21 protein-coding genes are annotated in these 22,760 nt (G+C 64.3%); 11 read left to right on the top strand and 10 right to left on the bottom strand.

Going from position 1 to position 22,760, the window contains the following annotated elements; all coding sequences use genetic code 11:
- Nucleotides 1–174: 174 nt before the first annotated feature.
- A complete protein-coding gene (gene pncB / locus N8H22_RS06810; protein WP_264589876.1) occupies nucleotides 175–1,374 on the top strand; it encodes a nicotinate phosphoribosyltransferase in 1,200 nt (399 codons plus the stop codon).
- Between the two features lie 3 nt (nucleotides 1,375–1,377).
- Here the strand turns inward: pncB and N8H22_RS06805 are convergent, their stop codons facing one another.
- Both N8H22_RS06805 and N8H22_RS06800 read right to left on the bottom strand, forming a co-directional pair.
- Nucleotides 1,378–2,574: a GGDEF domain-containing protein gene (locus N8H22_RS06805; RefSeq protein ID WP_264589875.1), complete on the bottom strand. Its 1,197-nt coding sequence runs from the start codon at nucleotides 2,572–2,574 to the stop codon at nucleotides 1,378–1,380.
- 339 nt (nucleotides 2,575–2,913) lie between these two features.
- On the bottom strand, nucleotides 2,914–3,792 hold the full coding sequence (locus N8H22_RS06800; RefSeq protein ID WP_264589874.1) for an ATPase: 879 nt from the start codon (nucleotides 3,790–3,792) through the stop codon (nucleotides 2,914–2,916).
- A 353-nt stretch (nucleotides 3,793–4,145) separates the two neighbouring features.
- Here N8H22_RS06800 and N8H22_RS06795 point away from each other — a divergent pair, with 353 nt between their 5' ends.
- A complete protein-coding gene (locus N8H22_RS06795) occupies nucleotides 4,146–4,424 on the top strand; it encodes a hypothetical protein (protein ID WP_264589873.1) in 279 nt (92 codons plus the stop codon).
- 2 nt (nucleotides 4,425–4,426) lie between these two features.
- Here N8H22_RS06795 and N8H22_RS06790 read toward each other — a convergent pair whose 3' ends face one another.
- Complete coding sequence (locus N8H22_RS06790) at nucleotides 4,427–5,317, bottom strand: LysR family transcriptional regulator ArgP (protein WP_264589872.1); 891 nt, start codon at nucleotides 5,315–5,317, stop codon at nucleotides 4,427–4,429.
- Nucleotides 5,318–5,409: 92 nt separating this feature from the next.
- Between N8H22_RS06790 and N8H22_RS06785 the strand changes: the two genes are divergently transcribed.
- The 4 genes from N8H22_RS06785 to N8H22_RS06770 all read left to right on the top strand — a co-directional run bounded on the left by N8H22_RS06785 (nucleotide 5,410) and on the right by N8H22_RS06770 (nucleotide 10,098).
- Nucleotides 5,410–6,021: a LysE/ArgO family amino acid transporter gene (locus N8H22_RS06785; protein WP_264589871.1), complete on the top strand. Its 612-nt coding sequence runs from the start codon at nucleotides 5,410–5,412 to the stop codon at nucleotides 6,019–6,021.
- 376 nt (nucleotides 6,022–6,397) lie between these two features.
- On the top strand, nucleotides 6,398–6,979 hold the full coding sequence (locus N8H22_RS06780; RefSeq protein WP_264589870.1) for a Fe-Mn family superoxide dismutase: 582 nt from the start codon (nucleotides 6,398–6,400) through the stop codon (nucleotides 6,977–6,979).
- Nucleotides 6,980–7,291: 312 nt separating this feature from the next.
- The gene (locus N8H22_RS06775) at nucleotides 7,292–9,352 is read left to right on the top strand and encodes a bifunctional diguanylate cyclase/phosphodiesterase (protein WP_264589869.1); all 2,061 of its coding nucleotides are present in this window, start codon (nucleotides 7,292–7,294) and stop codon (nucleotides 9,350–9,352) included.
- Nucleotides 9,353–9,411: 59 nt separating this feature from the next.
- A complete protein-coding gene (locus N8H22_RS06770) occupies nucleotides 9,412–10,098 on the top strand; it encodes an MnmC family methyltransferase (RefSeq protein WP_264589868.1) in 687 nt (228 codons plus the stop codon).
- 19 nt (nucleotides 10,099–10,117) lie between these two features.
- Here N8H22_RS06770 and N8H22_RS06765 read toward each other — a convergent pair whose 3' ends face one another.
- Together N8H22_RS06765 and N8H22_RS06760 are read right to left on the bottom strand one after the other, a co-directional pair.
- Nucleotides 10,118–11,011, bottom strand: a complete 894-nt coding sequence (locus N8H22_RS06765) for an E3 ubiquitin ligase family protein (protein ID WP_264589867.1) — start codon at nucleotides 11,009–11,011, stop codon at nucleotides 10,118–10,120.
- Between the two features lie 5 nt (nucleotides 11,012–11,016).
- On the bottom strand, nucleotides 11,017–11,589 hold the full coding sequence (locus N8H22_RS06760) for a LemA family protein (RefSeq protein ID WP_264589866.1): 573 nt from the start codon (nucleotides 11,587–11,589) through the stop codon (nucleotides 11,017–11,019).
- A 192-nt stretch (nucleotides 11,590–11,781) separates the two neighbouring features.
- On the opposite strand from N8H22_RS06760, the gene N8H22_RS06755 reads away from it, so the two are divergent.
- From N8H22_RS06755 to N8H22_RS06735, 5 genes are all read left to right on the top strand, one after another.
- A complete protein-coding gene (locus N8H22_RS06755; protein WP_264589865.1) occupies nucleotides 11,782–13,119 on the top strand; it encodes an imelysin family protein in 1,338 nt (445 codons plus the stop codon).
- A gap of 164 nt (nucleotides 13,120–13,283) precedes the next feature.
- Nucleotides 13,284–14,699, top strand: coding sequence for a di-heme oxidoredictase family protein (locus tag N8H22_RS06750; protein WP_264589864.1), 1,416 nt, complete (start codon nucleotides 13,284–13,286; stop codon nucleotides 14,697–14,699).
- Between the two features lie 97 nt (nucleotides 14,700–14,796).
- Nucleotides 14,797–15,867 (top strand): imelysin family protein, encoded by a 1,071-nt coding sequence (locus tag N8H22_RS06745; RefSeq protein ID WP_264589863.1) that lies wholly within the window; start codon nucleotides 14,797–14,799, stop codon nucleotides 15,865–15,867.
- Between the two features lie 2 nt (nucleotides 15,868–15,869).
- Nucleotides 15,870–16,964, top strand: a complete 1,095-nt coding sequence (locus tag N8H22_RS06740; RefSeq protein WP_264589862.1) for a DUF1513 domain-containing protein — start codon at nucleotides 15,870–15,872, stop codon at nucleotides 16,962–16,964.
- An 87-nt stretch (nucleotides 16,965–17,051) separates the two neighbouring features.
- A complete protein-coding gene (locus N8H22_RS06735) occupies nucleotides 17,052–18,674 on the top strand; it encodes a methyl-accepting chemotaxis protein (protein WP_264589861.1) in 1,623 nt (540 codons plus the stop codon).
- A gap of 155 nt (nucleotides 18,675–18,829) precedes the next feature.
- Here the strand turns inward: N8H22_RS06735 and N8H22_RS06730 are convergent, their stop codons facing one another.
- From N8H22_RS06730 to N8H22_RS06710, 5 genes are all read right to left on the bottom strand, one after another.
- Complete coding sequence (locus N8H22_RS06730; RefSeq protein ID WP_264589860.1) at nucleotides 18,830–19,060, bottom strand: hypothetical protein; 231 nt, start codon at nucleotides 19,058–19,060, stop codon at nucleotides 18,830–18,832.
- Nucleotides 19,061–19,229: 169 nt separating this feature from the next.
- The gene (groL, locus tag N8H22_RS06725; protein WP_264589859.1) at nucleotides 19,230–20,870 is read right to left on the bottom strand and encodes a chaperonin GroEL; all 1,641 of its coding nucleotides are present in this window, start codon (nucleotides 20,868–20,870) and stop codon (nucleotides 19,230–19,232) included.
- A 49-nt stretch (nucleotides 20,871–20,919) separates the two neighbouring features.
- Entirely contained in the window at nucleotides 20,920–21,213 is a 294-nt protein-coding gene (locus tag N8H22_RS06720) for a co-chaperone GroES (RefSeq protein ID WP_003294630.1), read from the bottom strand.
- Between the two features lie 246 nt (nucleotides 21,214–21,459).
- Entirely contained in the window at nucleotides 21,460–21,918 is a 459-nt protein-coding gene (locus tag N8H22_RS06715; RefSeq protein ID WP_264589858.1) for an FxsA family protein, read from the bottom strand.
- A 131-nt stretch (nucleotides 21,919–22,049) separates the two neighbouring features.
- On the bottom strand, nucleotides 22,050–22,757 hold the full coding sequence (locus N8H22_RS06710; protein WP_264589857.1) for a DUF2470 domain-containing protein: 708 nt from the start codon (nucleotides 22,755–22,757) through the stop codon (nucleotides 22,050–22,052).
- Nucleotides 22,758–22,760: the final 3 nt, after the last annotated feature.

The raw sequence follows: 22,760 nt of genomic DNA, 5'->3' as shown, positions 1-22,760 counted from the left end.
CACCCTGACTGCAAATCTCCATTTACTTCCATCTGGATAAAAGGCCAAGGAACAAGTTCGCTTCAAATCTAAAGTCGACGACTGATATTCCACTCGCCAGTGCACTCGGCTTGCGCGGACTCCCGCGGAAACGGCAAGGTGTTGCTGCATAACAACCCGCCCCAGGAGCCGTCCATGAGCCGTGCCTTCAGCGATCGCATCGTCCAGAGCCTCCTGGACACCGATTTCTACAAATTCACGATGATGCAGGCGGTATTGCACCACTACCCCAATGCGGAGGTGGAATGGGCGTTCCGCTGCCGCTCGACCGAAGACCTGAGCCCGTATCTGAACGACGTGCGCGCGCAGATCGAGGCGCTAGCCGAACTGGCGATGACCGACGAGGAGCTGGCGTTCCTCGAACAGATCCCCTACATGCAACCGGACTTCATCCGGTTCCTCGGCCTGTTCCGTTTCGACCTGCGTTATCTGCGCGTCGAGGTCGAGGCCGGCGAACTGGTGGTCTATCTGCGTGGGCCCTGGCTACACGTGATCCTCTTCGAGGTGCCACTGCTGGCGATCATCAGCGAGGTGCGCAACCGTTCGCGGTATCCGCAGGTAACGCTGGAGCAGGCCCAGGATCGGCTGAACGAAAAGTTCGCCTGGCTACGCGAGCACGCCAACGACGGGGAACTCGCCGGCTTCAAACTGGCCGATTTCGGCACGCGCCGGCGCTTCTCCTTCGCCGTGCAGGCTGCAGTGGTGGAGCGGCTGGCAGAGGCATTTCCGGGGGATTTCGTCGGCACCAGCAACGTGCACCTGGCACGCGTACTCGGCCTCCGGCCGATGGGCACCATGGCCCACGAATGGATCATGGCGCACCAGCAGCTCGGCCCGCGGCTGATCGACAGTCAGCGCGCGGCACTGGACTGCTGGGTTCGCGAGTATCGCGGCGCGCTGGGCATCGCGCTGACCGACTGCATCAGCATGGATGCCTTCCTGCGCGATTTCGATCTGTACTTCGCCAAGCTGTTCGACGGCCTGCGCCACGACTCGGGCGATCCGCTGCTCTGGGCGGAAAAAGCCATCGCGCACTACCGCAGCCTGGGCATCGACCCGCAAACACGTCAGCTGGTGTTTTCCGACGGCCTCGACCTGCCCAAAGCGCTAGCCATCTACCGCGCCCTGGCCGGACGCTGCCAGCCTAGCTTCGGTATCGGCACCGGCCTGACCTGTGACATTGCGGGCGTGGAACCGACCAACATGGTGATCAAGATGACCGCCTGCAACGGCCAGCCGGTGGCGAAGATTTCCGACTCGCCAGGCAAGACCATGTGCCGCGATCCGGCCTTCGTCAGTTACCTGCGCCACGTGTTCGCGATGCCCGGCAACTGAACGCTAACCTTCCAGCCCCGCCAGTCCGCCCTGCGGCACGTAGCAGCCGGCGTGTCCATGCAGGCGATTGCGGCCCGCGGATTTGGCCAGATACATGCGGTGGTCAGCCAGCTCCAGCAGCTGACGATGGTCCAGCGAGGCATCCGCCTGCCGCTCGGACAGACCGATGCTGGCGGTGAGCGGCTGGCCATCGGGACGCACGCCCAGGCCGTTGCCGACCAGCCGGGCCAGCGCGCGGTGTGCCTGCTGCATGTCGGTGTCCGGCATGATCAGCAGAAACTCCTCGCCGCCCCAGCGCACCAGGCTGTCAGAGCCGCGCAGGGTGTTGAGCAAGCTACGCGCGGCATCGCGCAGCACCGCGTCACCGGCCTCGTGCCCGTGGTTGTCGTTGATCGCCTTGAAGTGATCCAGATCGATGAAGGCCAGCGCCAGCGGGCTGTTGTTGCGCTGCGCCGAATCCCATTGCAGGCGCAGGATTTCCTCGCCGCTACCGCGCGAGAAGATGCCGGTCAGCGGATCACGGATCGCCTGGCGCACCAGCGCGATCATGAAGGCCAGCTGGCTCATGCCGGCCAGGCTGGCGACGCCGGCAATCAGGATCAGCAACCAGAACGCACCGGCAAAGGACGGCCAGTTCAGCGTCGCCCAGCTCAGATAGCCGGCCAGCGCCTGCGCCAGCAGAAGCAGCAGCCCGAGCACCACGCTTTCGATCAGCGTCAGCGGAAAGATCGTCAGGCCGGCCATCAGCACGAACGGCAGAAACGCATAGCCTGCGCCGACCACGGCGGAGAACTGCGCCAGCTGATAGGTGCCCAGCAGCGTGTGCGACGCGATGTAGAACACCGTCGGGATGGCGAAGAGGATCGCGATGGCGCGATAGGCATCAAGCAGGTTGCCACTGGGCCGGTAGAACAGCAGCAGCCAGGTGAAGGCCAGGCAGGCCATCAGGCGGAAGCCCGCCAGACGCAGCCACAGCGGCGTGTCGAAGACCATCAGGTCGATGATGCTCCACAGCGGCGTGAGCACGGCGAAGAGGAAGGCGAACAGGCGCACCCGATCGACGATCAGCATGGCCCGGCGCTGACAGAGCAGCATGGGGTGACGTATCGGCGTCAGCAGATGGGGCAGTTCACTGGTTTTCAGCTCGCTGGGCAACAGGGTTACCAGGCGAGAGCGAAGCAGATCGATCAGGGAAGGCATCTTATTGTTTTACCCACGGCAGGGAATATTTTCGCCGACGTCACGGATCGCTACCAGCGCAGCCATTCCGTCCGACATCAGTACCTCATCGGTGGCGCATCCGGCGCCCCGGTATCGATTGACACGGGCCGATGCTAATAGCCCTTGGCCATCAATCCTTTGAGCCAGGACAAGTGCCCCGACAAAATTCCCGGAAAACGCGCGCAAAAAGGAGCGGCAGGACACACGGGCCTGGCGCGGGATGAACGGGTGGAAAGAGCAGCGCAATGGAGCGCTGCGAGCGCCGCTCTGGGGCGGCAGCCGCGGCGCCGGCGAAAGGCTCGCCAGCGCCGCGCGCAATCAGCGGGCGTCGATCTGCCCTTGCAGATTGGCGATCTGGCTCTGGATGGCGTTGATGTTGCGGGTCACCTGGGCACGGAATGCGTCGAACTCGGCGGTACTGGAGCTTGCCGCCGGACGGTTTTCCAGCTCGCTGCGCAGCACCAGCAGATCCTGCTCCAGCCGGCTGATAGCCTGGCTCGGATTGCCACGTTGCTTCAGTGCGGCAACATCCTTGCTCAGCGTCTCCACCGTGGCGGCCAGATTGTCTCGCGCACCGATTGCGGTCTTCAGCGCTGCCTGCTCGCTGCTCAGACTCTTCAGATTCGCCGCCAGCGCGGCGCCGGACTCCTGCTGGGAACGCAGCTCGCCGCCCAGCGTTTCCAGGCGCTTGCTCTGCTCCTGCAGGCGCTGGTCCTGATTACCCTGCTTGCCCGCCAGACTCTGCTGTTCGGTGGCGAAGGCCTGCTGCTTGCGCGTCAGCTCGATCACCTGCTGCTCGAGCTGCTTGATACGCAGCTTCACCGCCTCGCTCTCGGTCGTGACGTTGGACTCGGTCGCCACGACCTTGCCGGAGATGTCTTGCAGCCGTCCCGCGGCGTCCTCGCTGATACGGGCGAAGCTGTCCTGGGTAGCGACCAGCTGCAGTTCCAGTGCCGCCATGCGCTGGAAGCTCCACCAGCTGAAGGCCCCCAGACTGACCAGCAGCACGATCACCAGCACCCACAGTGGCGCCGTGCCGGCCGAGCGACGCTTCTGGCGCGAGCGAGAGGAATCGCTGCGCTCACTCAGCGGCTTCTGGATCGGCTCGAGATCGGGGGCCGGATACGGCTCCTCGCGATCACGGCCAGCGGTAAGGCTGGGGATATGGTCCAGTTCGTCGTGAGCATCGTTGCGCATGGGGTACCTTCCGGGTGGCGCGAAGCGAATAAACAGCGCGCAGTATAACGATTCGAATGTGGCGCATCAGCGGCCGACAGCACGTCCAGCCAATGCACCGCGATAAGGCATCACGCACCGGACAACACGCATCTCGGTGCATGCCGGCTTGCCGCCAGCGCCGCCCGGCGCGAGGCGAGTACTTGCGGATATCGTGGCGTACGCCGCGCTATTCGGGCCTCTCACCGGTCGCAGCGACAGCCTGGCAGCGTGCCCGGCAAAGTTGGTATGCCTGTTGCTCTGATCCCTTCGCCAGCGGATAGACACTTCCGACAGGGATGTCGGGCCTTAGGGCCAAGCACGGGGAACACACCATGGAGTTGAACAAGGCGGTTCTCGATTGCATGCGCAACCTGCGCCGCAGGCTGCGTGATGAGCAACAGCTGGATATACACCTCGATCAGCCCGACGCCATCATCACGATGCTAAGCGGCTGCCTGCGCTCCACCGACGAGCAGACTCGCGAACTCGGACGCCAACTCGCCCGCCTCACCGACCAGCTAGCTGAACCGGCCGCGAAGCCGACGCCCAAGACAGCGGCTCATGACGCGACGACGGTACGCATCTATCGCGGTCAACGCGTCATCGCCTGACCTCAGTCATTTACCAGCCACCGCCCGGTGCAGCGCACCAGGTGGCGGGTCAGCTCGTCCAGTAGCGCCCCGCCGTTGCGCCAGTGATGCCAGTACAGCGGCACATCGATCGGCGCACCGGACAGCACATCGACCAGTTCCCCGCGCTCGAGTTCGCCACGCACCTGTAACTCCGGCACCAGCCCCCAGCCGAGCCCACTCTGCAGCATTCGCACGAAGCCCTCCGAAGAGGGGCACAGGTGGTGAATGAAGCCTTCTGCGCCGCCGATCGAAGCCATGTAGCGATGCTGCAAACGATCGTCCGGACCGAACACGATGGCGGGCGCGCGCGCCAGCGTCGCTGCGCTCGGCTCGCCACCCAGGTGACGCTTGTGAAACGCCGGACTGGCCAGTGCCCGGTAGCGCATCGCACCCAGATACTGGCTGCGCGCGCCGGCCAGCGGTCGCTCGGCCGCGCAGACACAGCCGGCCACCTCGCCGGCGCGCATGCGCTTGAGGCCGACCGCCTGGTCTTCCACCACATGATCGAGCAGTACCTGGTACTCGGCGCAAAACGGCGCCACGGCCTCAGCCCACCAGGTCGCCAGGCTGTCGGCATTGAGCGCGATACGCAGTCGTTCGGGCAGGCGGTTCTCGTCCAGCGCCGGCACCTGGCCCTGCAGGCCGCGCTCCAGCAGTCGCACCTGCTGCACATGATTGAGCAGACGCTGGCCCAGCTCGGTGGGCTGGGGCGGCACGATGCGGAGCAGGACGGGCTGACCGAGCCGCGCCTCGAGCAGCTTGATGCGCTGCGACACCGCCGACTGCGACAGGCCGAGCGCCACCGCGGCGCGTTCGAAGCCCGCCTGCTCGACCACCGCCGCCAGTGCGGCCAGCAGTTTGTAATCGAACATTTGTTTTCCTAATGAGGGTTTACGAATATTCGTTTCTCTTATATTCCTCCCCACCCCAGACTGCCAGCCTGGACTTCGACAAGGCGGCAAACATGGGCACCCTCTGGAGCAGTTACCTGAACGGGCTGGCGGTCACCGCCGGACTGATCGTCGCCATCGGCGCGCAGAATGCCTTCGTCCTTGCGCAGAGCCTGCGGCGCGAGCATCACCTGCCGGTCGCCGCCCTCTGCGTACTCTGCGATGCGATCCTGATCAGCCTCGGCGTATTCGGCCTCGCGGCGATCCTGGCGCAGAATTCGACGCTGCTGGCGATCACCCGCTGGGGCGGCGTGGCCTTCCTGCTGTGGTACGGCGTCGCGGCGCTGCGCCGTGCCGTGCAGCCGCAGGCACTGCAGCAACAGGGCAACGGCGAACGGCGCTCGCGGCGCGCGGTGCTGCTCGCCGCGCTCGCCGTGACGCTGCTCAATCCCCACGTCTATCTCGATACCGTGCTGCTGATCGGATCCCTTGGAGCACAGCAGCCTGCACCAGGCGCCTATACGCTGGGCGCCGCCAGCGCCTCGATGCTCTGGTTTCTCGCACTGGCCCTCGGCGGCGCCTGGCTCGCGCCCTGGCTGGCGCGCCCGCTGACCTGGCGGCTGATCGATGTCGGCGTCGCCGCGATGATGTTCGCTGTCGCCCTCCAGCTGGCCATACCAGACTGACAGGCGCGCACGCTTTAGCCGGCACTGAGGAACATCGACACCCAAGTGGGGTCCACGTCAGGGCGTGACATTCGCCAGCGTACAGCTGCAAAACTCGCCCGGAAGGGCCTGGGAGCGGCTTTCCCACACAGTTGCCGCGTGGTTTTGCCGCAGGGCGGGTGCTATGATCCGGGGCTCGCGGGCGTGAGGTTGCAGCCCGCCTGTCCGGCCGACCGTGAACGGCCAGAGATTACGCAAAGATCGTGGTGAGCGAAGGGATAACAGTCGAAACGAGCAGGACGCCAACTCGCTTGCGGCCCCTCTCCATTCCATATAACGGCTGTCGCCCTCCGCGCTTGCTGCATCAAATCCTCGACACCTGAGTAGGAGATACATCATGGCTTTCGAACTGCCACCGCTGCCTTATGCAAAGAATGCTCTCGAGCCGCACATGTCCGCCGAGACCCTCGACTACCATCACGACAAGCACCATGCGGCTTACGTGACCAACCTGAACAACCTGATCCCGGGCACCGAGTTCGAAGGCAAGGATCTGGAAAGCATCATCAAGACCTCTTCCGGCGGCATCTTCAACAACGCCGCTCAGGTCTGGAACCACACCTTCTTCTGGAACTGCCTGGCGCCGAACGCCGGCGGCCAGCCGAGCGGCGCCCTGGCTGACGCCATCAACGCCTCCTTCGGCTCGTTCGACAAGTTCAAGGAAGAGTTCACCAAGACCGCCATCGGCACCTTCGGCTCCGGCTGGGCGTGGCTGGTGAAGAAGTCCGACGGCAGCCTCGGCCTGGCCAGCACCATCGGTGCCGGCAACCCGATGACCGCTGGCGACAAGCCGCTGCTGACCTGCGACGTCTGGGAGCACGCCTACTACATCGACTACCGCAACGCTCGTCCGAAGTTCGTCGAAGCGTTCTGGAATCTGGTCAACTGGGATTTCGTCGCGAAGAACTTCGCCGGCTGATCATTCTGGTTACACTGTCGCGCTCGCTTTGCGGGCAGACTGACGGACCAGCTAGCAATTGGAAAATGCCCGCATCGTCTGTTGCGGGCATTTTTCGTTTAAGCGCCGGAAAAGCGCAGTCGCCCTGAACCAGCAGAGCCGCGGGCAAGGACAACCGCCCGCTCGCAGCACCGAGGCGCAACCGATCGACCAGCCACAGGCCCGATATGCGGTAAGGCAGAGCGTGACCAGTACCTTTATGTTTTTTGACGATTTCGCCGTGACTATCAATACTTGCGCAACGAAGCACGGGCATGGAAAAGGGACATCCTCTTGAAGCTGGAATTGCGCAATAGCCTGTCGCGGAAACTTTTACGGGTAGTTTTGCTATCGGCGCTGGCCGTAGGCCTGGCGCTCAGTTGTGCACAAATCATCTTCGGCGCCTACAAGACCCGTCACCTCATCGAGGATGATGCTCAACGCATCCTGCGCATGACGCGCGATCCCTCGACCCAGGCGATCTATAGCCTCGACAAGGAGATGGGCAGCCAGGTCATGGAAGGGCTGTTTCAGCACGAGTCCATTCGCGTAGCCTCGATTGGCCATCCCAGTGAAGAACTGCTGGCACTGAAGATGCGCCCGCCCCTCTCGTTGCCGTCGCGCTGGCTGACCGACCCGATCCTCGGGCGGGATCAGCAGTTTTCCATTCAGCTGACCGGCAAACCGCCGTACAACGAGTACTACGGCGATCTGCGCATCACCCTCGATACCGCCCGCTACGGTCAGGAGTTCGTCAACGACTCGGTGGTGATCTTCGTCGTCGGCACCCTGCGTGCGCTGACCCTCGGCCTGGTGCTGTTCCTCATCTACGAGTGGTTGCTGACCCGCCCGCTGACCAAGCTCATCGACCACCTGGCGCGCATCAACCCCGACCGCCCCGGCGAGCACAAGCTGCCGCAGATAAAGGGGCATGAACGAAACGAGCTGGGCCTGTGGGTGGAAACCGCTAACGGCCTGCTCGCCTCGATCGAACACAACATGCATCTGCGCCAGCAGGCGGAAAGCAGCCTGCAGCGCATGACCCAGTACGACACCCTCACCGGCCTGCCGAACCGCCAGCAACTGCAGCGCCAGCTCGACCACATTCTCGAGGAAGCGCGCCGTCTGCAACGTCGAGTCGCGGTGCTCTGCCTCGGCCTGGACGACTTCAAGGGCATCAACGAGCAGTTCAGCTATCGCACCGGCGATCGCCTGCTGCTGGCCCTGGCCGACCGGCTGCGTGCGCTCGGCGGTCGCCTGGATGCACTGGCGCGCCTGGGTGGCGACCAGTTCGTGCTGGTCCTCGCTGGCTTCGAGCAGCCCTATGAAGCGGCAGAGCTGGCGCAGACCCTGTTGAACGAGCTGGAAACCCCTATCGAAGTGGATGGTCAACGCATCCGCCTGCACGGCACCATCGGCGTCACGCTGTATCCGGAAGACGGTGAGAACACCGAGAAGCTGCTGCAGAAAGCCGAGCAGACCATGACGCTGGCGAAAAATCGCTCGCGCAACCGCTACCAGTTCTACGTGGCCAGCATCGACAGCGAGATGCGCGCACGCCGGGAGCTGGAGAAGGAACTGGGCGAGGCGCTCGAACAGGGTGAGCTGCACCTCGTCTACCAGCCACAGGTGGACTACCAGCAGAATCGCATTACCGGTGTCGAAGCGTTGATCCGCTGGAAGCACCCGCAAGGCAAGCTGGTTCCACCGGATCTGTTCATCCCGCTGGCCGAGCAGAACGGCAGCATCATCCCGATCGGTGCCTGGGTCCTCGATCAAGCCTGTCGTCAACTACATACCTGGCACCGGCAGGGCTTCACCACCCTGCGCATGGCGGTCAATCTATCCACCGTGCAGCTGCATCATGCCGAGCTGCCGCAGATGATCAGCAAGCTGCTGCAGACGCACCAGCTGCCGGCCGAGTCCCTGGAGCTGGAAGTCACCGAAACGGGCCTGATGGAAGACATCCAGGCAGCCACGCACAACCTGCGCAGCCTGCGCCAGTCCGGCGCACTGATCGCCATCGACGATTTCGGCACCGGTTATTCGTCACTCAGCTATCTCAAGAGCCTGCCACTGGACAAGATCAAGATCGACAAGAGCTTCGTCCAGGACATCCAGCAGGACGAAGGCGCCACCATCGTTCGGGCGATCATCCAGCTAGGCAAGAGCCTGGGCATGAGAGTAATCGCCGAGGGCGTGGAGACACCCGAGCAGGAGGCCTACCTGATCGCCGAAGGCTGTCAGGAAGGGCAAGGCTACTACTACAGCAAGCCGCTGCCCGCCCATGAAATGACAGTCCTGCTGCAACAGTCCCAGCGTTTCGATCGCGCACTCAACTCCGAGCTGCTGTAACGCCGCAGCTCACTCTCTCCTTCTTCCACAGCCAGTTACTGGCCTTCGCCGAGACGCTGATGAAACGCTTCATATTGCTCGACACTGCCGACATTCCTGACAACGGCGGTGCCCTGTGCCTGTTCGCATACGGCGACGACTTCGTCATCAAGATTCAGGGTGGCAGCGGCAACCAGCTGATGAACACCCGCACGCATGGCTCCGAAGACGCGCTGGCCGAAATCCCCTGCCGCAAGGTCGCCTGCCGTCCACAACCACGCGTGCTGATCGGTGGGCTGGGCATGGGCTTTACCCTGGCTTCGGCACTCAGGCATCTGGGTAGTGACGCCGAAGTGCAGGTGGCCGAACTGGTGCCGGGCGTCATCGAGTGGAACCGCGGCGCGCTGGGCGAAAAGTCCGGCAATCCACTGCGAGATCCGCGCGCCCGGGTGCTCAATGAAGACGTAGCGGGTGTGTTAAAGCGCGAACCAGAAGGATTCGACGCCATCATGCTGGACGTGGACAACGGCCCCGAGGGCCTCACACAGAAGAGCAACAGCTGGCTCTACTCGGCAGAAGGCCTCGCCGCTTGCGCTCGCGCATTGCGCCCCCGCGGCGTCCTGGCAGTGTGGTCGGCCAGCGCCGACCGCAGGTTCTCGGAAAAGCTGAGCAAGGCGGGCTTCAAGGCCGAAGAGGTGCAGGTATTCGCCCACGGCAACCGCGGCACGCGGCATACCATCTGGATCGCGGAGAAACTCAAGGGCTGAACAGCTAGGCCGGACGACCTTACCAGCCGGTCACACCAGACTGCACTGCCAGCCAGAGCGCCCCGCCCAGGCATGCCAGCGCGCCGGCGGCGGCCTGCCAGTAGAAGCGCCGCGCCAGCACTTCCTCACCGTGACTGGAGAGCAGGAACGGCCTCGACTCGCTGGGCCGTGCCAGATGATTGATGGCGGGCGCGACGCTCTCAGCACGATGACGGTCCTCGGCCTCCAGCTCTGCTGCCAGCTGCACACGGCGCCACTCCTGCTCGTCCAGCTGGCCGTCAGCGTTGCTGTCGAAGCGCTGCAGCAAGCCGGCGAACTCGCCCTTCCACTGGCGGATCACATCGGCTCTCGCCGTAGCCAGATCGAGCCCCTGACGCCCGCCACCAGCGGTACGGAACTCACCAATCGCATAGAGCGGCTCGCCCTCGTGCAAGCGTTCCTCGATGTAGCGGTACTTCTTGCCCCCGTTCAGCCAGCCCAGCCAGCCATGCGCCGGCAAACCTCGCGGATGGCGCAGGTCGCCGGTCCAGACGCGGCGGAATGCCGGCAGCACCTCGGCGCCCTGCGGATCGATCAGGCATTCGCCGGTGGCATCGGCCAGACGCAGCCACGCCTCACTGGTGCCCCGCTCGATCACCCGCCAGCTGTGCCGCTTGCCACTGCTCGTATATTCCTCGATACGGTAGCGCCACCACAGGCAGCTCTGCCCGGTCAGCGGCGCCACCAGTTGCGGTGCGCTCAACTCGCGCAGCACACCGACCAGTTCTACATAACCCTGGGCCGCCGAGCGGATCCGCGAGGTCGGCGTATCCTGCAGGTGGCGGATTCGCGACCAGCGACTGATGCACAACCAACCGCCCGCCAGGCAAAGACCACAGGCGGCGACCAAGGCGAACAGCGAAGCGAGATGCATGCGGATTAACCGAACAGCGCCCGCAGATCGACATCGGCTTTTTCCGCTTCGCTGAACTGCAGCAGCGCGGCCGGACCAAACGCGAACCAGCGCGCCAGCAGCACATCGGGGAACTGCTCGATGCGCACGTTGTTCAGATTGACCGCCTCGTTGTACAGCTCGCGACGGTCGGCAATGCCGCTCTCCAGGCCGCTGATACGCTGTTGCAGATGCCGGAAGCTCTCGTCAGCCTTGAGCTGCGGATAGTTCTCGGCCAATGCGAACAACTGTCCGAGCCCTGCGCGCAGGCCGGTCTCCGCCTTGCCGAGCGCAGCGATGTCGCCCTGTGCACGCGCATCGGCCACCGCACCGCGGGCACGAATCACCTGCTCGAGGGTGCTGCGCTCGTGCTGCATGTACTGCTTGCAGGTCTCCACCAGCTTGGGCAGCTCCTCGTGCCGCTGGCGCAACAGCACATCGATGTTCGCCCAGGCCTTGCCGACCCCATGCTTGAGGCGCACCAAGCCGTTGTAGAGGATTACCGCATAGGCAACGACGAGAAACGCCACCACTACTAGGGCCACGATCGTCAGGTTCATCAGGTTTCTCCAGGAATGTTCGGCACTTCAAAGTGCCAGCATTCTATCGTCATGACCGAGGCACGAGAGAGAGGCAGCGCACGCATTGCCTTTGCACAAAATGCAAATCTTTCGCATTATTACCAGCTGCTGCGACCGCAGGTCGCTGTCAGCCGGATTGATCATCGTTCGAACGCTAAAAGGATCTCGCTCATGCTACGCACCCCCATCTGGGCCACCGCGACCTTGCTGGCCGTTGCCGTCTCTATTGCCGGCTGCGGCGAGGACAAGAAACCCACCCAGCAGGCGGCGGCCCCGCAGGCTACCACCCAGGCCCAGCCTGCCGAGAGCACGAAAAAGCTCGATGAGCAGGCCGCCAAGGCGGTAGTCAGCCACTATGCCGACCTGGCCCTGGCGGTGTTCAGCGACGCCCACGCGACCGGCGTCAAGCTGCAGCAGGCGATCGACGCCCTGATCGCCAGTCCCAGTGATGAAACCCTGCAGGCAGCCAAGGACGCCTGGCTGGCGGCGCGCGTGCCCTACATGCAGACCGAGGCATTCCGTTTCGGCAACAGCGTGGTGGATGACTGGGAAGGCCAGTTGAACGCCTGGCCGCTGGACGAAGGCCTGATCGATTACGTCCAGGGCGACTATCAGCACGCGCTGGGCAACCCGGGGGCGACTGCCAATATCGTCGCCAACCGCGAAGTGCAGATTGGCGAAGACAAGATCGATGTCGGCGAGATCACCGGCGAGAAGCTCGCCAGTCTGAACGAGCTGGCCGGTTCCGAGGCCAACGTCGCCACCGGCTACCACGCCATCGAATTCCTGCTCTGGGGCCAGGACCTGAACGGCAGCAACCCGGGCGCCGGCCAGCGTCCGGCCAGCGATTTCATCGAGGGCGAAGGCTGTACCGGCGACAACTGCGATCGTCGACGTGCCTACCTGAAAGCTGCGGCCGACCTGCTGGTGAGTGATCTTGAGGAGATGGTCGGCCAGTGGCAGGCCGGTGTCGCTGACAACTACCGCGCCACTCTGGAAGCCGAACCGGCGGAAAACGGTGTGCGCAAGATGCTGTTCGGTATGGGCAGTCTCTCGCTCGGCGAGCTGGCAGGCGAGCGCATGAAGGTCGCCCTGGAAGCCAACTCCACCGAAGACGAGCACGACTGCTTCAGCGACAACACGCACAACTCACACTTCTACAACGCCAAGGGGATCCGCAATATCTACCTGGGCGAGTACCAGCGTGTTGACGGTAGCACCCTCACCGGCGCAAGCCTGGCATCGCTGGTCGAGGCCGCCGCTCCGCAGGTCGACAGCACCCTGAAAACCGATCTGGAAAACACCGAGGCCAAGCTGCAGGTGCTGGTGCAGAGCTCCGCCGACGGCGAAGCCTTCGACCAGCTGATCGCGGCGGACAACACTGCTGGCCAGGAGAAGATCCGTGCGGCGATCGCTGCGCTGGTCAAGCAGACCGCCTCCATCGAGCAGGCGGCTGCCGCACTCGGCATCAGCGACCTGAACCCTGACACTGCTGATCACGAGTTCTGATCGGAACTGCGCGGGTGCGGCCATGTGCCGCGCCCGCCGCCGGCAAGCCGCTGCCTGCGGCCATCCGCCGGTAACCGGCCCCACCCTAAATGCAAATCCCTCTTATTCTGACTCACCCGGACTGGTAAGATGGCGCCCTGCTTTTTCCAGCCCAGGTAGCGCCAATGCGCTTTTCCCTTCGTGTATCCGCCATCGCACTTCTGACGCTCGGCCTGCTTGGCTGTGACGACGCACCACGCTTCGAGCACGCCGAACCCGGCGAAGCCCTGTCTGCCGGCAGCGCGACGGTCATGAAGTTCGACCAGAACGCCTTCTCCCTGCCATCGGCGAATCTGCCACCGATGCGGCGCCTGGATTTCAGCGTTGGCAACAGCTTCTTCCGCAACCCTTGGGTCATCGCGCCGGCGTCCACTACGGCACGCGATGGTCTGGGCCCGTTGCTTAACACCAATGCCTGCCAGAACTGCCACATCAAGGACGGCCGCGGGCATCCGCCGGAAAGTGACAGCGACAATGCGGTGTCGATGCTGGTGCGCCTGTCGATTCCAGCCGGCCCGGAGCACGCCGAGGTTGTCCGCGAACGCGGCATCGCCCCGGAGCCCAACTACGGCGGCCAGTTGCAGGATATGGCCATTCCCGGCGTGTCGCCCGAAGCGCGCATCCGCCTTACCTACAGCACCCATAGCGTGCGCTTCGCCGACGGCAGCGAAGTTGAGCTGCGCAAGCCGGAGCTGCAGCTGAGCGAGCTGGCGTACGGTGACATGCACCCGCACACCCAGTTCTCGCTGCGAATCGCACCGCCGATGATCGGCCTCGGCTTGCTCGAAGCGATCCCGCAGGAGGCACTACTGGCCAATGCCGACCCGGACGATCGCAACGGCGACGGCATCTCCGGCCGCCCCAATCGCGTCTTCGACCAGCTCACCCGGGAGACGGTCATCGGTCGCTTCGGCTGGAAAGCCGGTCAGCCGAACCTCAACCAGCAGAATGCCGATGCCTTTTTCAACGACATGGGCCTGTCCACCCACGTGCTCAGTGGCAGCAGCTGCACCGAGAGCCAGACCGAATGCCGCGCCCTGCCCAACGGCGGCGAGCCGGAAGTGAGCGAGCAGATTCTCGCTCAGGTGCTGTTCTACACCCGCAACCTCGGGGTTCCGGCACGGCGCGGCGTCGACGATCCGCAGGTGCTGGCCGGCAAGACACTGTTCCATCGCGCCGGTTGCCAGAGCTGCCACGTGCCGCAGTTCACCACGCGCGCGGATGCCGCCGAACCCGAGCAGGCTAATCAGCCGATCCGTCCATACACCGATCTGCTGCTGCACGACATGGGCGACGGACTGGCCGACCTCCGCCCCGAGTTCGAAGCCAGCGGTCGCGAATGGCGCACGCCGCCCCTGTGGGGCATCGGCTTGACCGAAACGGTCAGTGGCACTGCGCGCTTCCTCCACGATGGCCGCGCCCGCACACTGCTCGAAGCGGTGCTCTGGCATGGCGGCGAAGCGGAGGCGGCGCGTCAAGCGGTACTCGCGTTCGACCAGAGCGAGCGCGCGGCGCTGGTACGCTTTCTCGAATCACTGTGAGCGCCGGCCACGGCGCTCGACTACCGTCACGGCCCCGATCCGGGTCCAGGTTTCCACGGCTCGCAGAAGCCGCAACCGCCTTGCTGAAGAGGACTCCATGAACGCTAATCGCAACCTTCGCACGGCTGGCACCGTACTGGCTGGCCTGTTGCTCGGCGCCTGCGCCCCGGCCGATCCCTTTGCCGAAACCAGCCAGGCGCTGACCGATGGCGTGCTGCTGCCGGCCTATGTGCGCTGGGCCGAGAGCGACCGCCGCCTGGCCGCCAGCGCAACCGCCTTCTGCGCCGGCAACCAGTCGCAGGAGGAGGCGCGCCAGGCGTTCATCGACGCCCAGAGCGCCTGGGCCGGCCTGCAGCCGTTGATGATCGGCCCGATGAGCGAAGGCAACCGCGCCTGGCAGGTGCAGTTCTGGCCCGACAAGAAGAACCTCGTGGCCCGTCAGGTCGGCGCGCTGCTGACCAGCAAGCCGCAGCTGACCCGCGCCGATCTGGATAGCGCCAGCGTCGTGGTCCAGGGCTTGAGCGCCTACGAGTACATCCTCTTCGACACCAGCATCGAGCTCGACGAGGCGGGCAAGGCGCGCTACTGCCCCCTGCTGACGGCTATCGGTGAGCATCAGCAACAGCTCGCCGCCGAGGTGCTGCAGCAGTGGCAGGACAAGGACGGCATGGCCGCACAGCTCAAGGCGTTCCCCAACGAACGCTACGTCGAGCCCCGCGAAGCGGTAGCCGAGCTCCTGCGTGCGCAAGTCACCGGCCTCGACGGGTTGAAGAAGAAGCTCGGCGCGCCACTCGGCCGGCAGACCAAGGGGCAAGTGCAACCCTATCAGGCCGAGGCCTGGCGCAGCGATGCGACGCTCGCCAGCCTCGCCGCCGCGGTCGCCTCGGCCGAGCGCGTCTGGTCGGGCACCAAGACGGATGGCCTGCGCCAGTTGCTGAGCAACGAACAGGGCGAATTGGCACAACGCATCGATCAGAGCTTTGCCGAACTGCAGCGACAACTGGCTGACCTCAACCAGCCGTTCGCCACGTTGCTGACCGATACCAACGGCCGTGAGCGTCTCAACACCCTCTATCAGCAGCTGGACCAGTTGCACCGCCTGCATCAGAGCGACCTGGCCCGCGCGCTGGGTGTCCAGATCGGCTTCAACGCCCACGACGGAGACTGAACATGAAACGCCGCGCCTTTCTTGGCATCGGCAGTGCCCTGCTCGCCGCAGGCGCACTCGGCGGCTGGACGCTCGGCCGTAGCGGTCGGCAACCGGTGCTGCTTTCCGCCCGCGACGACGCCGATGGCCGTCATTACGCGGTGGGCTATCGTCTGGATGGCAGCCAGCTGTTTGCCACTCCGGTGGCTGAGCGCTGCCATGACGTCTATGCGCATCCGCACCTGCCGCTGGCCGTGTTCGTCGGCCGCCGTCCCAGCCGCGAGAGCTACCTGCTCGACACCCGCGATGGCAGCCTGCTGCAGGTACTCGCCTCACCGGCGCAGCGGCACTTCTACGGGCACGGCGTATTCCATCGCGATGGCGAATGGTTCTACACCACCGAGAACGACACCAGTGACGCCGGCCGCGGCGTGCTTGGCGTCTATCGTCTCGAGGGCCAGCGTCTGGTGCGCGAGGCCGAACACTCCACCCACGGCATCGGCCCGCACCAACTGCTGTGGATGCCCGATGGTGAAACCCTGGTGATCGCCAACGGCGGCATCCGCACCGAGGCCGACAGCCGGGCGATGATGAACCTCGACGCCATGGAGCCGAGCCTGGTGTTGCTGCGCCGCGACGGTACGCTGGTGAGCAAGGAGCAGCTGCCCGAGCGCATGAACAGCGTCCGTCACCTGGCCGTCGCCGCCGACGGCACCGTGGTCTCCGGCCAGCAGTACGAGGGCGATCCGATGGACCGCGTACCGCTGCTGGCCATCAAGCGTCCGGGGCAAGCGTTCCAGCATTTCCCGCTGGGCGAGGCACAACGCCAGAGCATGAATCAGTACACCGCCAGCCTGGCCATCCACGATCAACTGCGCCTGCTCGCGGTGACCGCACCACGCGGCAATAAGGTGTTCGTCTGGAATCTTGATACCGCGCAGTTGCGCGAGGAAATCCAGTTGCCGGACTGCGCCGGGGTCGCCGCGGTCGAGCACGGGTTCGTCGTCAGCTCCGGTCAGGGCCGTTGCCGGCTGCTCGATTGCCGCGGCGAACGCATCCGCGGAGAGCCGCTGGAACTGCCTGCGGGGCTCTGGGACAACCATTTGCGCGTCGTCTGAGCTCAAGTCCGAGGCTTCCCGGCCGAATAGGAAGACGCTCGGCATGGATGCCGGCCAATTGCTATTCCTTCATGCTGAGAGTCCTCCATGCTTCAGAAATCGTTGCGCGCGCAAATCCTCGCCCTGATCGGTGGCAGCCTGCTGTTGCTGCTGGTGATCGCCCTGCTCTGCATCCAGCAGCTGTCCCACCACGTCGAACACTTCGGCGAGCTGCTCGATGGCCCGCTGAATGAGTCGCGGCTGGTCGATGAAGCGAACCTGGAATTCAAGATCCAGGTGCAGGAGTGGAAGAACGTGTTGCTGCGCGGCAAGAACCCGGAGCAACGCAACAAGTACTGGTCGCAGTTCCAGACGCAGGAACGCAAGGTACAGGAGCTGCTCGGCGAGCTGGTGCGCGTGAGTGTCGCCAATCCACAGCTGGCGAGCCAGGTGCAACGCTTGCAAAGCGAGCACCGCAGCCTCGGCGAGGCTTATCGCAAAGGCTTCGATGCATTCGTCGCCGCGGATGCCGACCCGACCGCAGGCGACGCGGCAGTGGCTGGCATCGACCGCGCCGCCAGCGCGCAGATGAGCGAGCTGGTCAACCAACTGCGGCAGGCTGCGACACAGCAATCCGGTGAGATCCGTGCCGATGCCAGCTCCGCCGCGATAATCGGCGCCCTGGTGATGCTGCTCGCCAGTGCCCTGGTGGCGCTGCTCAGCCTGTGGCTGGTCAACCGCAACATCATCGAACCGACCCGCTCGCTGATCGAGCATATTGCCCGCCTCAGCCAGGGCCAGTTCGCCAACCGCGTGGACGCCTCGCGCGCCGACGAACTCGGGCGCCTGGCGGCCGCGGCCAACACGCTGCGCGATTTCCTCGCCGACACCTTCAATCGCCTGCAGCAGAGCACCGCGAACCTGGATAGCGCCAGCGGCGAGCTGAACGCAATCTCGACGCTGATGGCCCAGGGCACGCGCGAGCAGTTCTCGCGCACCGATCAGGTCGCCACGGCAATGCACGAGATGTCCGCTACCGCTCAGGAAGTTGCCCGCCATGCCGGCGAGGCGGCGCACGCCGCCGATGCGGCTGACCATGCGGCCCAGCAGGGCGAAGCAGTGATGCACTCGACCATCCAGACCATCACGACGATCCGTGGCGAGATCAGCAGCACAGCGGAAGTCATCCGTCGCCTGGAAGGCGACAGCGGGCGAATCGGCAAGGTCCTCGAAGTGATCCGCGGCATCGCCGATCAGACCAACCTGCTGGCACTCAACGCGGCAATCGAGGCTGCCCGCGCGGGCGAAGCCGGCCGCGGTTTTGCCGTGGTTGCCGACGAGGTGCGTACCCTCGCCCAGCGCACCGCCGAATCGACCGCCGAGATCCACCAGATCATCGACTCGGTACAAACCGGTGCGCTGAACGCCGTACGCGCCATCGAAAGCGGCCAGCAGCGCAGCGAACAGGGAGTCGAGCAAGTCACCGAGGCGGGGAAGATGCTGCAGCACATCACCGAGGCGGTCGAATCCATTCGCGACATGAACCGGCAGATCGCCACAGCTGCCGAGGAACAGACGGCCGTGGCCGAGGATATTTCGCGCAACCTCACCGAAATCACCTCGATCGCCACCACCAACCAGGAAAATGTCGAGCGCACCCAGGCCGCCAGCCAGAACCTGCACAGCCTCTCGCTGCAACTGAGTGACGTGACCCGCCGGCTAGCCGGCTGATCCACGGATCAGAGCCGCGCGTGCCGATCACCGACGGCGCCGCGGTCGCCGCCAGCGCCCCGGCCGGCGCTCACGCGAGCGACGCCCTGCTGGTCAGCAGCAATGAACCGACCGGCGCGGTGGCGATCACGCGGGCCAGGCACCGGCGCAGCAACTCAGCCGCGACTGCCCAGGCTCTGCGAAAGCCCGTAGAGCAACAGCAGCAGCTCACCGTCCAGGCGCAACTGCGTCTGGACCGAGCGCGCCGAGGGTGGCAAGGGGCAAGAACTATAGCTGTCGCTACTGCGTACCACGTTCGCCCTTGGCTCATTCCAGGCAGCGACGCACAGCGAGGTGACGCCCAGCGCGCCGATGAGGAAAACTCCTCGTGCAAATTCAAGCTTCATCGCGCAAGCCCTTGATATAGGGGAAAGTCTACTGACCGTAGTCCACCTCAAGAACTTCATCCGCCCTTTGCGACAAACGGTCGGCTCGAACTTCGGCAGCCGCCGGTTTACTGGCACAAAAAACCCCGCACAAGGCGGGGTTCTTTTTACAGCGAAGGGGCCGGTCGGCTTACATCATGCCGCCCATGCCACCCATGCCGCCCATGTCCGGCATAGCCGGGGCCGGCTTGTCTTCGACCACTTCGGCAACCATGGCTTCGGTGGTAACCATCAGACCGCCGATGGAAGCAGCAGCCTGCAGCGCGGAACGGGTGACCTTGGCCGGATCGAGGATACCCATCTCGATCATGTCGCCGTAGGTGTCGGAAGCGGCGTTGAAGCCGTAGTTACCCGAACCCTGCTTGACCTTGTCGACCACCACGCTCGGCTCGCCACCGGCGTTGGCAACGATCTGACGCAGCGGAGCCTCGACGGCGCGACGCAGCAGCGCGATGCCGACGTTCTGGTCTTCGTTCTCGCCCTTCAGCTCGGAGATGGCCTGCAGAGCGCGCACCAGGGCAACACCGCCGCCAGGCACCACGCCTTCTTCGACGGCTGCACGGGTGGCGTGCAGGGCGTCTTCGACACGGGCCTTCTTCTCTTTCATCTCGACTTCGGTACCGGCACCGACCTTGATCACGGCAACACCGCCGGCCAGCTTGGCCAGACGCTCTTGCAGCTTCTCTTTGTCGTAGTCGGAAGTGGTGTCTTCGACCTGCTTGCGGATCTGGGCAACGCGGGCTTCGATATCTGCCTGGGCGCCAGCGCCGTCGATGATGGTGGTGTTTTCCTTGTTCAGCACGACGCGCTTGGCGTTACCCAGGTGCTCCAGGGTAGCGGTCTCCAGGCTCAGGCCGACTTCTTCGGAAATCACGGTACCGCCAGTCAGGATGGCGATGTCCTGCAGCATGGCCTTGCGGCGATCACCAAAGCCCGGGGCCTTGACTGCAGCAACCTTGACGATGCCGCGCATGTTGTTGACCACCAGAGTCGCCAGGGCTTCGCCCTCGACGTCTTCGGCAACGATCAGCAGCGGACGACCGGCCTTGGCAACGGCTTCCAGCACCGGCAGCAGTTCGCGGATGTTGGAGATCTTCTTGTCGACCAGCAGCAGTAGCGGGCTGTCCAGCTCGGCGACCATGGTGTCCGGCTTGTTGATGAAGTACGGCGACAGGTAGCCGCGGTCGAACTGCATGCCTTCGACGACGGACAGCTCGTTCTCCAGACCCGAACCTTCCTCGACGGTGATCACGCCTTCCTTGCCTACGCGCTCCATGGCTTCGGCGATGATGTCACCGATGGAGGAGTCGGAGTTGGCGGAGATGGTGCCGACCTGAGCGATGGCCTTGGAGTCGGTGCACGGCTTGGCCAGGTTCTTCAGCTCGGCGACGATGGCGATGGTGGCCTTGTCGATGCCGCGCTTCAGATCCATCGGGTTCATGCCGGCAGCGACGGCCTTCAGGCCTTCGTTGACGATGGCCTGAGCCAGAACGGTAGCGGTGGTGGTGCCGTCACCGGCTTCGTCGTTGGCCTTGGACGCAACGTCCTTGACCAGCTGTGCGCCCATGTTCTCGAAGCGATCCTTCAGCTCGATTTCCTTGGCGACGGAAACGCCGTCCTTGGTGATGGTCGGAGCACCGAAGCTCTTCTCCAGCACCACGTTGCGGCCTTTCGGGCCGAGGGTCGCTTTAACGGCGTCAGCCAGGACGTTCACACCGACCAGCATCTTCTTGCGAGCGGAATCGCCGAATTTGACTTCTTTAGCAGCCATGTTGATTGATCCTCAATTCTTGAATTATCGATGGAGATTCGCGGGGTAATCAGGCTTCGACGACGGCGAGAATTTCGTTCTCGCTCATCACCAGCAGGTCTTCGCCGTCAACCTTGACGGTGTTGCTGCCGGAGTAAGGGCCGAACACCACCTTGTCACCGACCTTGACGGCCAGCGCGCGTACTTCGCCGTTGTCCAGCACGCGGCCGGTACCGACAGCAACGACTTCGCCACGGTTCGGCTTCTCGGCAGCGGAGCCCGGCAGGACGATGCCGCCTGCGGTCTTGGTTTCTTCTTCGCTGCGACGAATCACGACGCGGTCATGCAGAGGACGAAGCTTCATTGTCGATCTCTCCTAGTAGAGTGGTTCCATGCCGATGACCTTCATCGGCGGGTTGGGCAAATCCGGCGGAGCCGGTTGCGGCCCGCAGCGCGAGCCGCAGAAGACGGACTGTCGAACACGACAGCGACCTTGCGGTGTCCGCTACATGCGGGCGTTCAAGTGCATTTCAAGGGGCGCAGATGAAATTTTCATGGCTAGAAACGAAACCGGCATGCCTGATGGCATGCCGGATGTCCGCGGGCCTGATCATTGGTCGCGATCGCGCCGCTCCCATTCACCTTCGATGACGTTGGGCCGCTGCGGACCGGAGCGTGCCTGCAGATCATCCGCGAAAGCACGCTGGCGACGTACCTGGGCCTCGATACGCCGGTTGATCAGACGAAAGAGGAAATTGCGGGTCGGCGGGAACAGCACGACCAGCGCCAGCACATCGCTGATGAAGCCGGGCAGGAACAGCAAGCCACCACCGATGGCCATCATCAGGCCCTGCAGCATCTCGCGCTCGGGCAATTCGCCCCGCGCCAGCCGCTCGCGGGCACGCCAGGCGGTGGCGAACCCGGCCAGACGCAGCAGCAGGATGCCAGCGATGCCGCTGAGCACCAGCAGCAGGATGGTCGCCAGCGCGCCAATGGAGCTGCCGACCTTGATCAGCACGTACAGCTCGGCCAGCGGAAACAACAGAAACAGCACAAAGAAGATTCGCATCGAGGGTCCTTGGCGGAAGATCAGCTTCCAGTCCTCTGTAGATGACGGCAGCACAGGTCTAATTCAACCCGCATGAAAAACAGCCTGTAACCGGATTATGCAAGCCGCGACTGAAGCGAAACTGAATCGCCTCAGCTGCGCGCCATGGCTACCAAGGCCTGGCGCACCGCCAGTGGCGTCTCGCAGGGTGCCGCAAACGCCAGCCAGTGCAACGCCTGACCGATGCGCAGATGAAAGCCCTCGCTGTCGATCCCGGCCATTTGTGCGACCGAGCTCTGCGGCAGTCCGGCCTGTTCGACGTAACGGGCGATGGCGGCAGCGTGATCGTGGTTCATGTGCTCGACCATGCCCTGCTCCACCTCGCCATTTTCGACCGCGAAGGGATTGGCCAGCGCGACGTGGTCGAGCCAGTGAATCGCGCCGAAGCCACCAATGTAGCGCCAGCGCACCGGCTCCAATACCCAGAAATCGAAATCATGCACGCGATGGTAGTCGCGCGACTCCGGGAAGTAGCGGTAATAGCGCTGCGCCGCCGACTCGATCGCTGCGGGCTCGTCAAGCTGGCGGGCTTCGGCCAGCAGGGTGAGTCGCCCGGCGGCCTGCACATCCTCGGCGGCGCGTTCGCCGACCAGCAGCGAGCAGTGCCGATCGGCCTTGAGGTTGCGAGTGTGCTGGGCGATACGGCTGATCAGGATCAGCGGCCAGCCGTTGGCGTCCAGGCAGTAAGGCACCGCCGAACCGAACGGAAAGCCGGCCATGGCCTGGGAGTGGGTGGAGAGCACGCCGCGGTATTCCTTGAGCAGGAGTTGTCGGGCATGCTTGCTGGCTTCGGCGCTCACTGG

This window comes from Stutzerimonas sp. S1, from assembly GCF_025966695.1.
In the GTDB taxonomy this organism is placed as follows: Bacteria; Pseudomonadota; Gammaproteobacteria; order Pseudomonadales; family Pseudomonadaceae; genus Stutzerimonas.
This window is presented reverse-complemented; position numbering and strand designations above follow the sequence as displayed.

Bases quoted from the DNA above. Each gene is read 5' to 3' on its own strand.
- N8H22_RS06795 (WP_264589873.1), top strand. From the start codon at position 4,146: ATGGAGTTGAACAAGGCGGTTCTCGATTGCATGCGCAACCTGCGCCGC.
- N8H22_RS06730 (WP_264589860.1), bottom strand. From the start codon at position 19,060: ATGAAGCTTGAATTTGCACGAGGAGTTTTCCTCATCGGCGCGCTGGGC.
- N8H22_RS06720 (WP_003294630.1), bottom strand. From the start codon at position 21,213: ATGAAGCTTCGTCCTCTGCATGACCGCGTCGTGATTCGTCGCAGCGAA.
- N8H22_RS06790 (WP_264589872.1), bottom strand. From the start codon at position 5,317: ATGTTCGATTACAAACTGCTGGCCGCACTGGCGGCGGTGGTCGAGCAG.
- N8H22_RS06740 (WP_264589862.1), top strand. From the start codon at position 15,870: ATGAAACGCCGCGCCTTTCTTGGCATCGGCAGTGCCCTGCTCGCCGCA.
- N8H22_RS06770 (WP_264589868.1), top strand. From the start codon at position 9,412: ATGAAACGCTTCATATTGCTCGACACTGCCGACATTCCTGACAACGGC.
- pncB (WP_264589876.1), top strand. From the start codon at position 175: ATGAGCCGTGCCTTCAGCGATCGCATCGTCCAGAGCCTCCTGGACACC.
- N8H22_RS06785 (WP_264589871.1), top strand. From the start codon at position 5,410: ATGGGCACCCTCTGGAGCAGTTACCTGAACGGGCTGGCGGTCACCGCC.
- N8H22_RS06780 (WP_264589870.1), top strand. From the start codon at position 6,398: ATGGCTTTCGAACTGCCACCGCTGCCTTATGCAAAGAATGCTCTCGAG.
- N8H22_RS06805 (WP_264589875.1), bottom strand. From the start codon at position 2,574: ATGCCTTCCCTGATCGATCTGCTTCGCTCTCGCCTGGTAACCCTGTTG.
- N8H22_RS06755 (WP_264589865.1), top strand. From the start codon at position 11,782: ATGCTACGCACCCCCATCTGGGCCACCGCGACCTTGCTGGCCGTTGCC.
- N8H22_RS06735 (WP_264589861.1), top strand. From the start codon at position 17,052: ATGCTTCAGAAATCGTTGCGCGCGCAAATCCTCGCCCTGATCGGTGGC.
- N8H22_RS06715 (WP_264589858.1), bottom strand. From the start codon at position 21,918: ATGCGAATCTTCTTTGTGCTGTTTCTGTTGTTTCCGCTGGCCGAGCTG.
- N8H22_RS06750 (WP_264589864.1), top strand. From the start codon at position 13,284: ATGCGCTTTTCCCTTCGTGTATCCGCCATCGCACTTCTGACGCTCGGC.
- N8H22_RS06760 (WP_264589866.1), bottom strand. From the start codon at position 11,589: ATGAACCTGACGATCGTGGCCCTAGTAGTGGTGGCGTTTCTCGTCGTT.
- groL (WP_264589859.1), bottom strand. From the start codon at position 20,870: ATGGCTGCTAAAGAAGTCAAATTCGGCGATTCCGCTCGCAAGAAGATG.
- N8H22_RS06800 (WP_264589874.1), bottom strand. From the start codon at position 3,792: ATGCGCAACGATGCTCACGACGAACTGGACCATATCCCCAGCCTTACC.
- N8H22_RS06745 (WP_264589863.1), top strand. From the start codon at position 14,797: ATGAACGCTAATCGCAACCTTCGCACGGCTGGCACCGTACTGGCTGGC.
- N8H22_RS06765 (WP_264589867.1), bottom strand. From the start codon at position 11,011: ATGCATCTCGCTTCGCTGTTCGCCTTGGTCGCCGCCTGTGGTCTTTGC.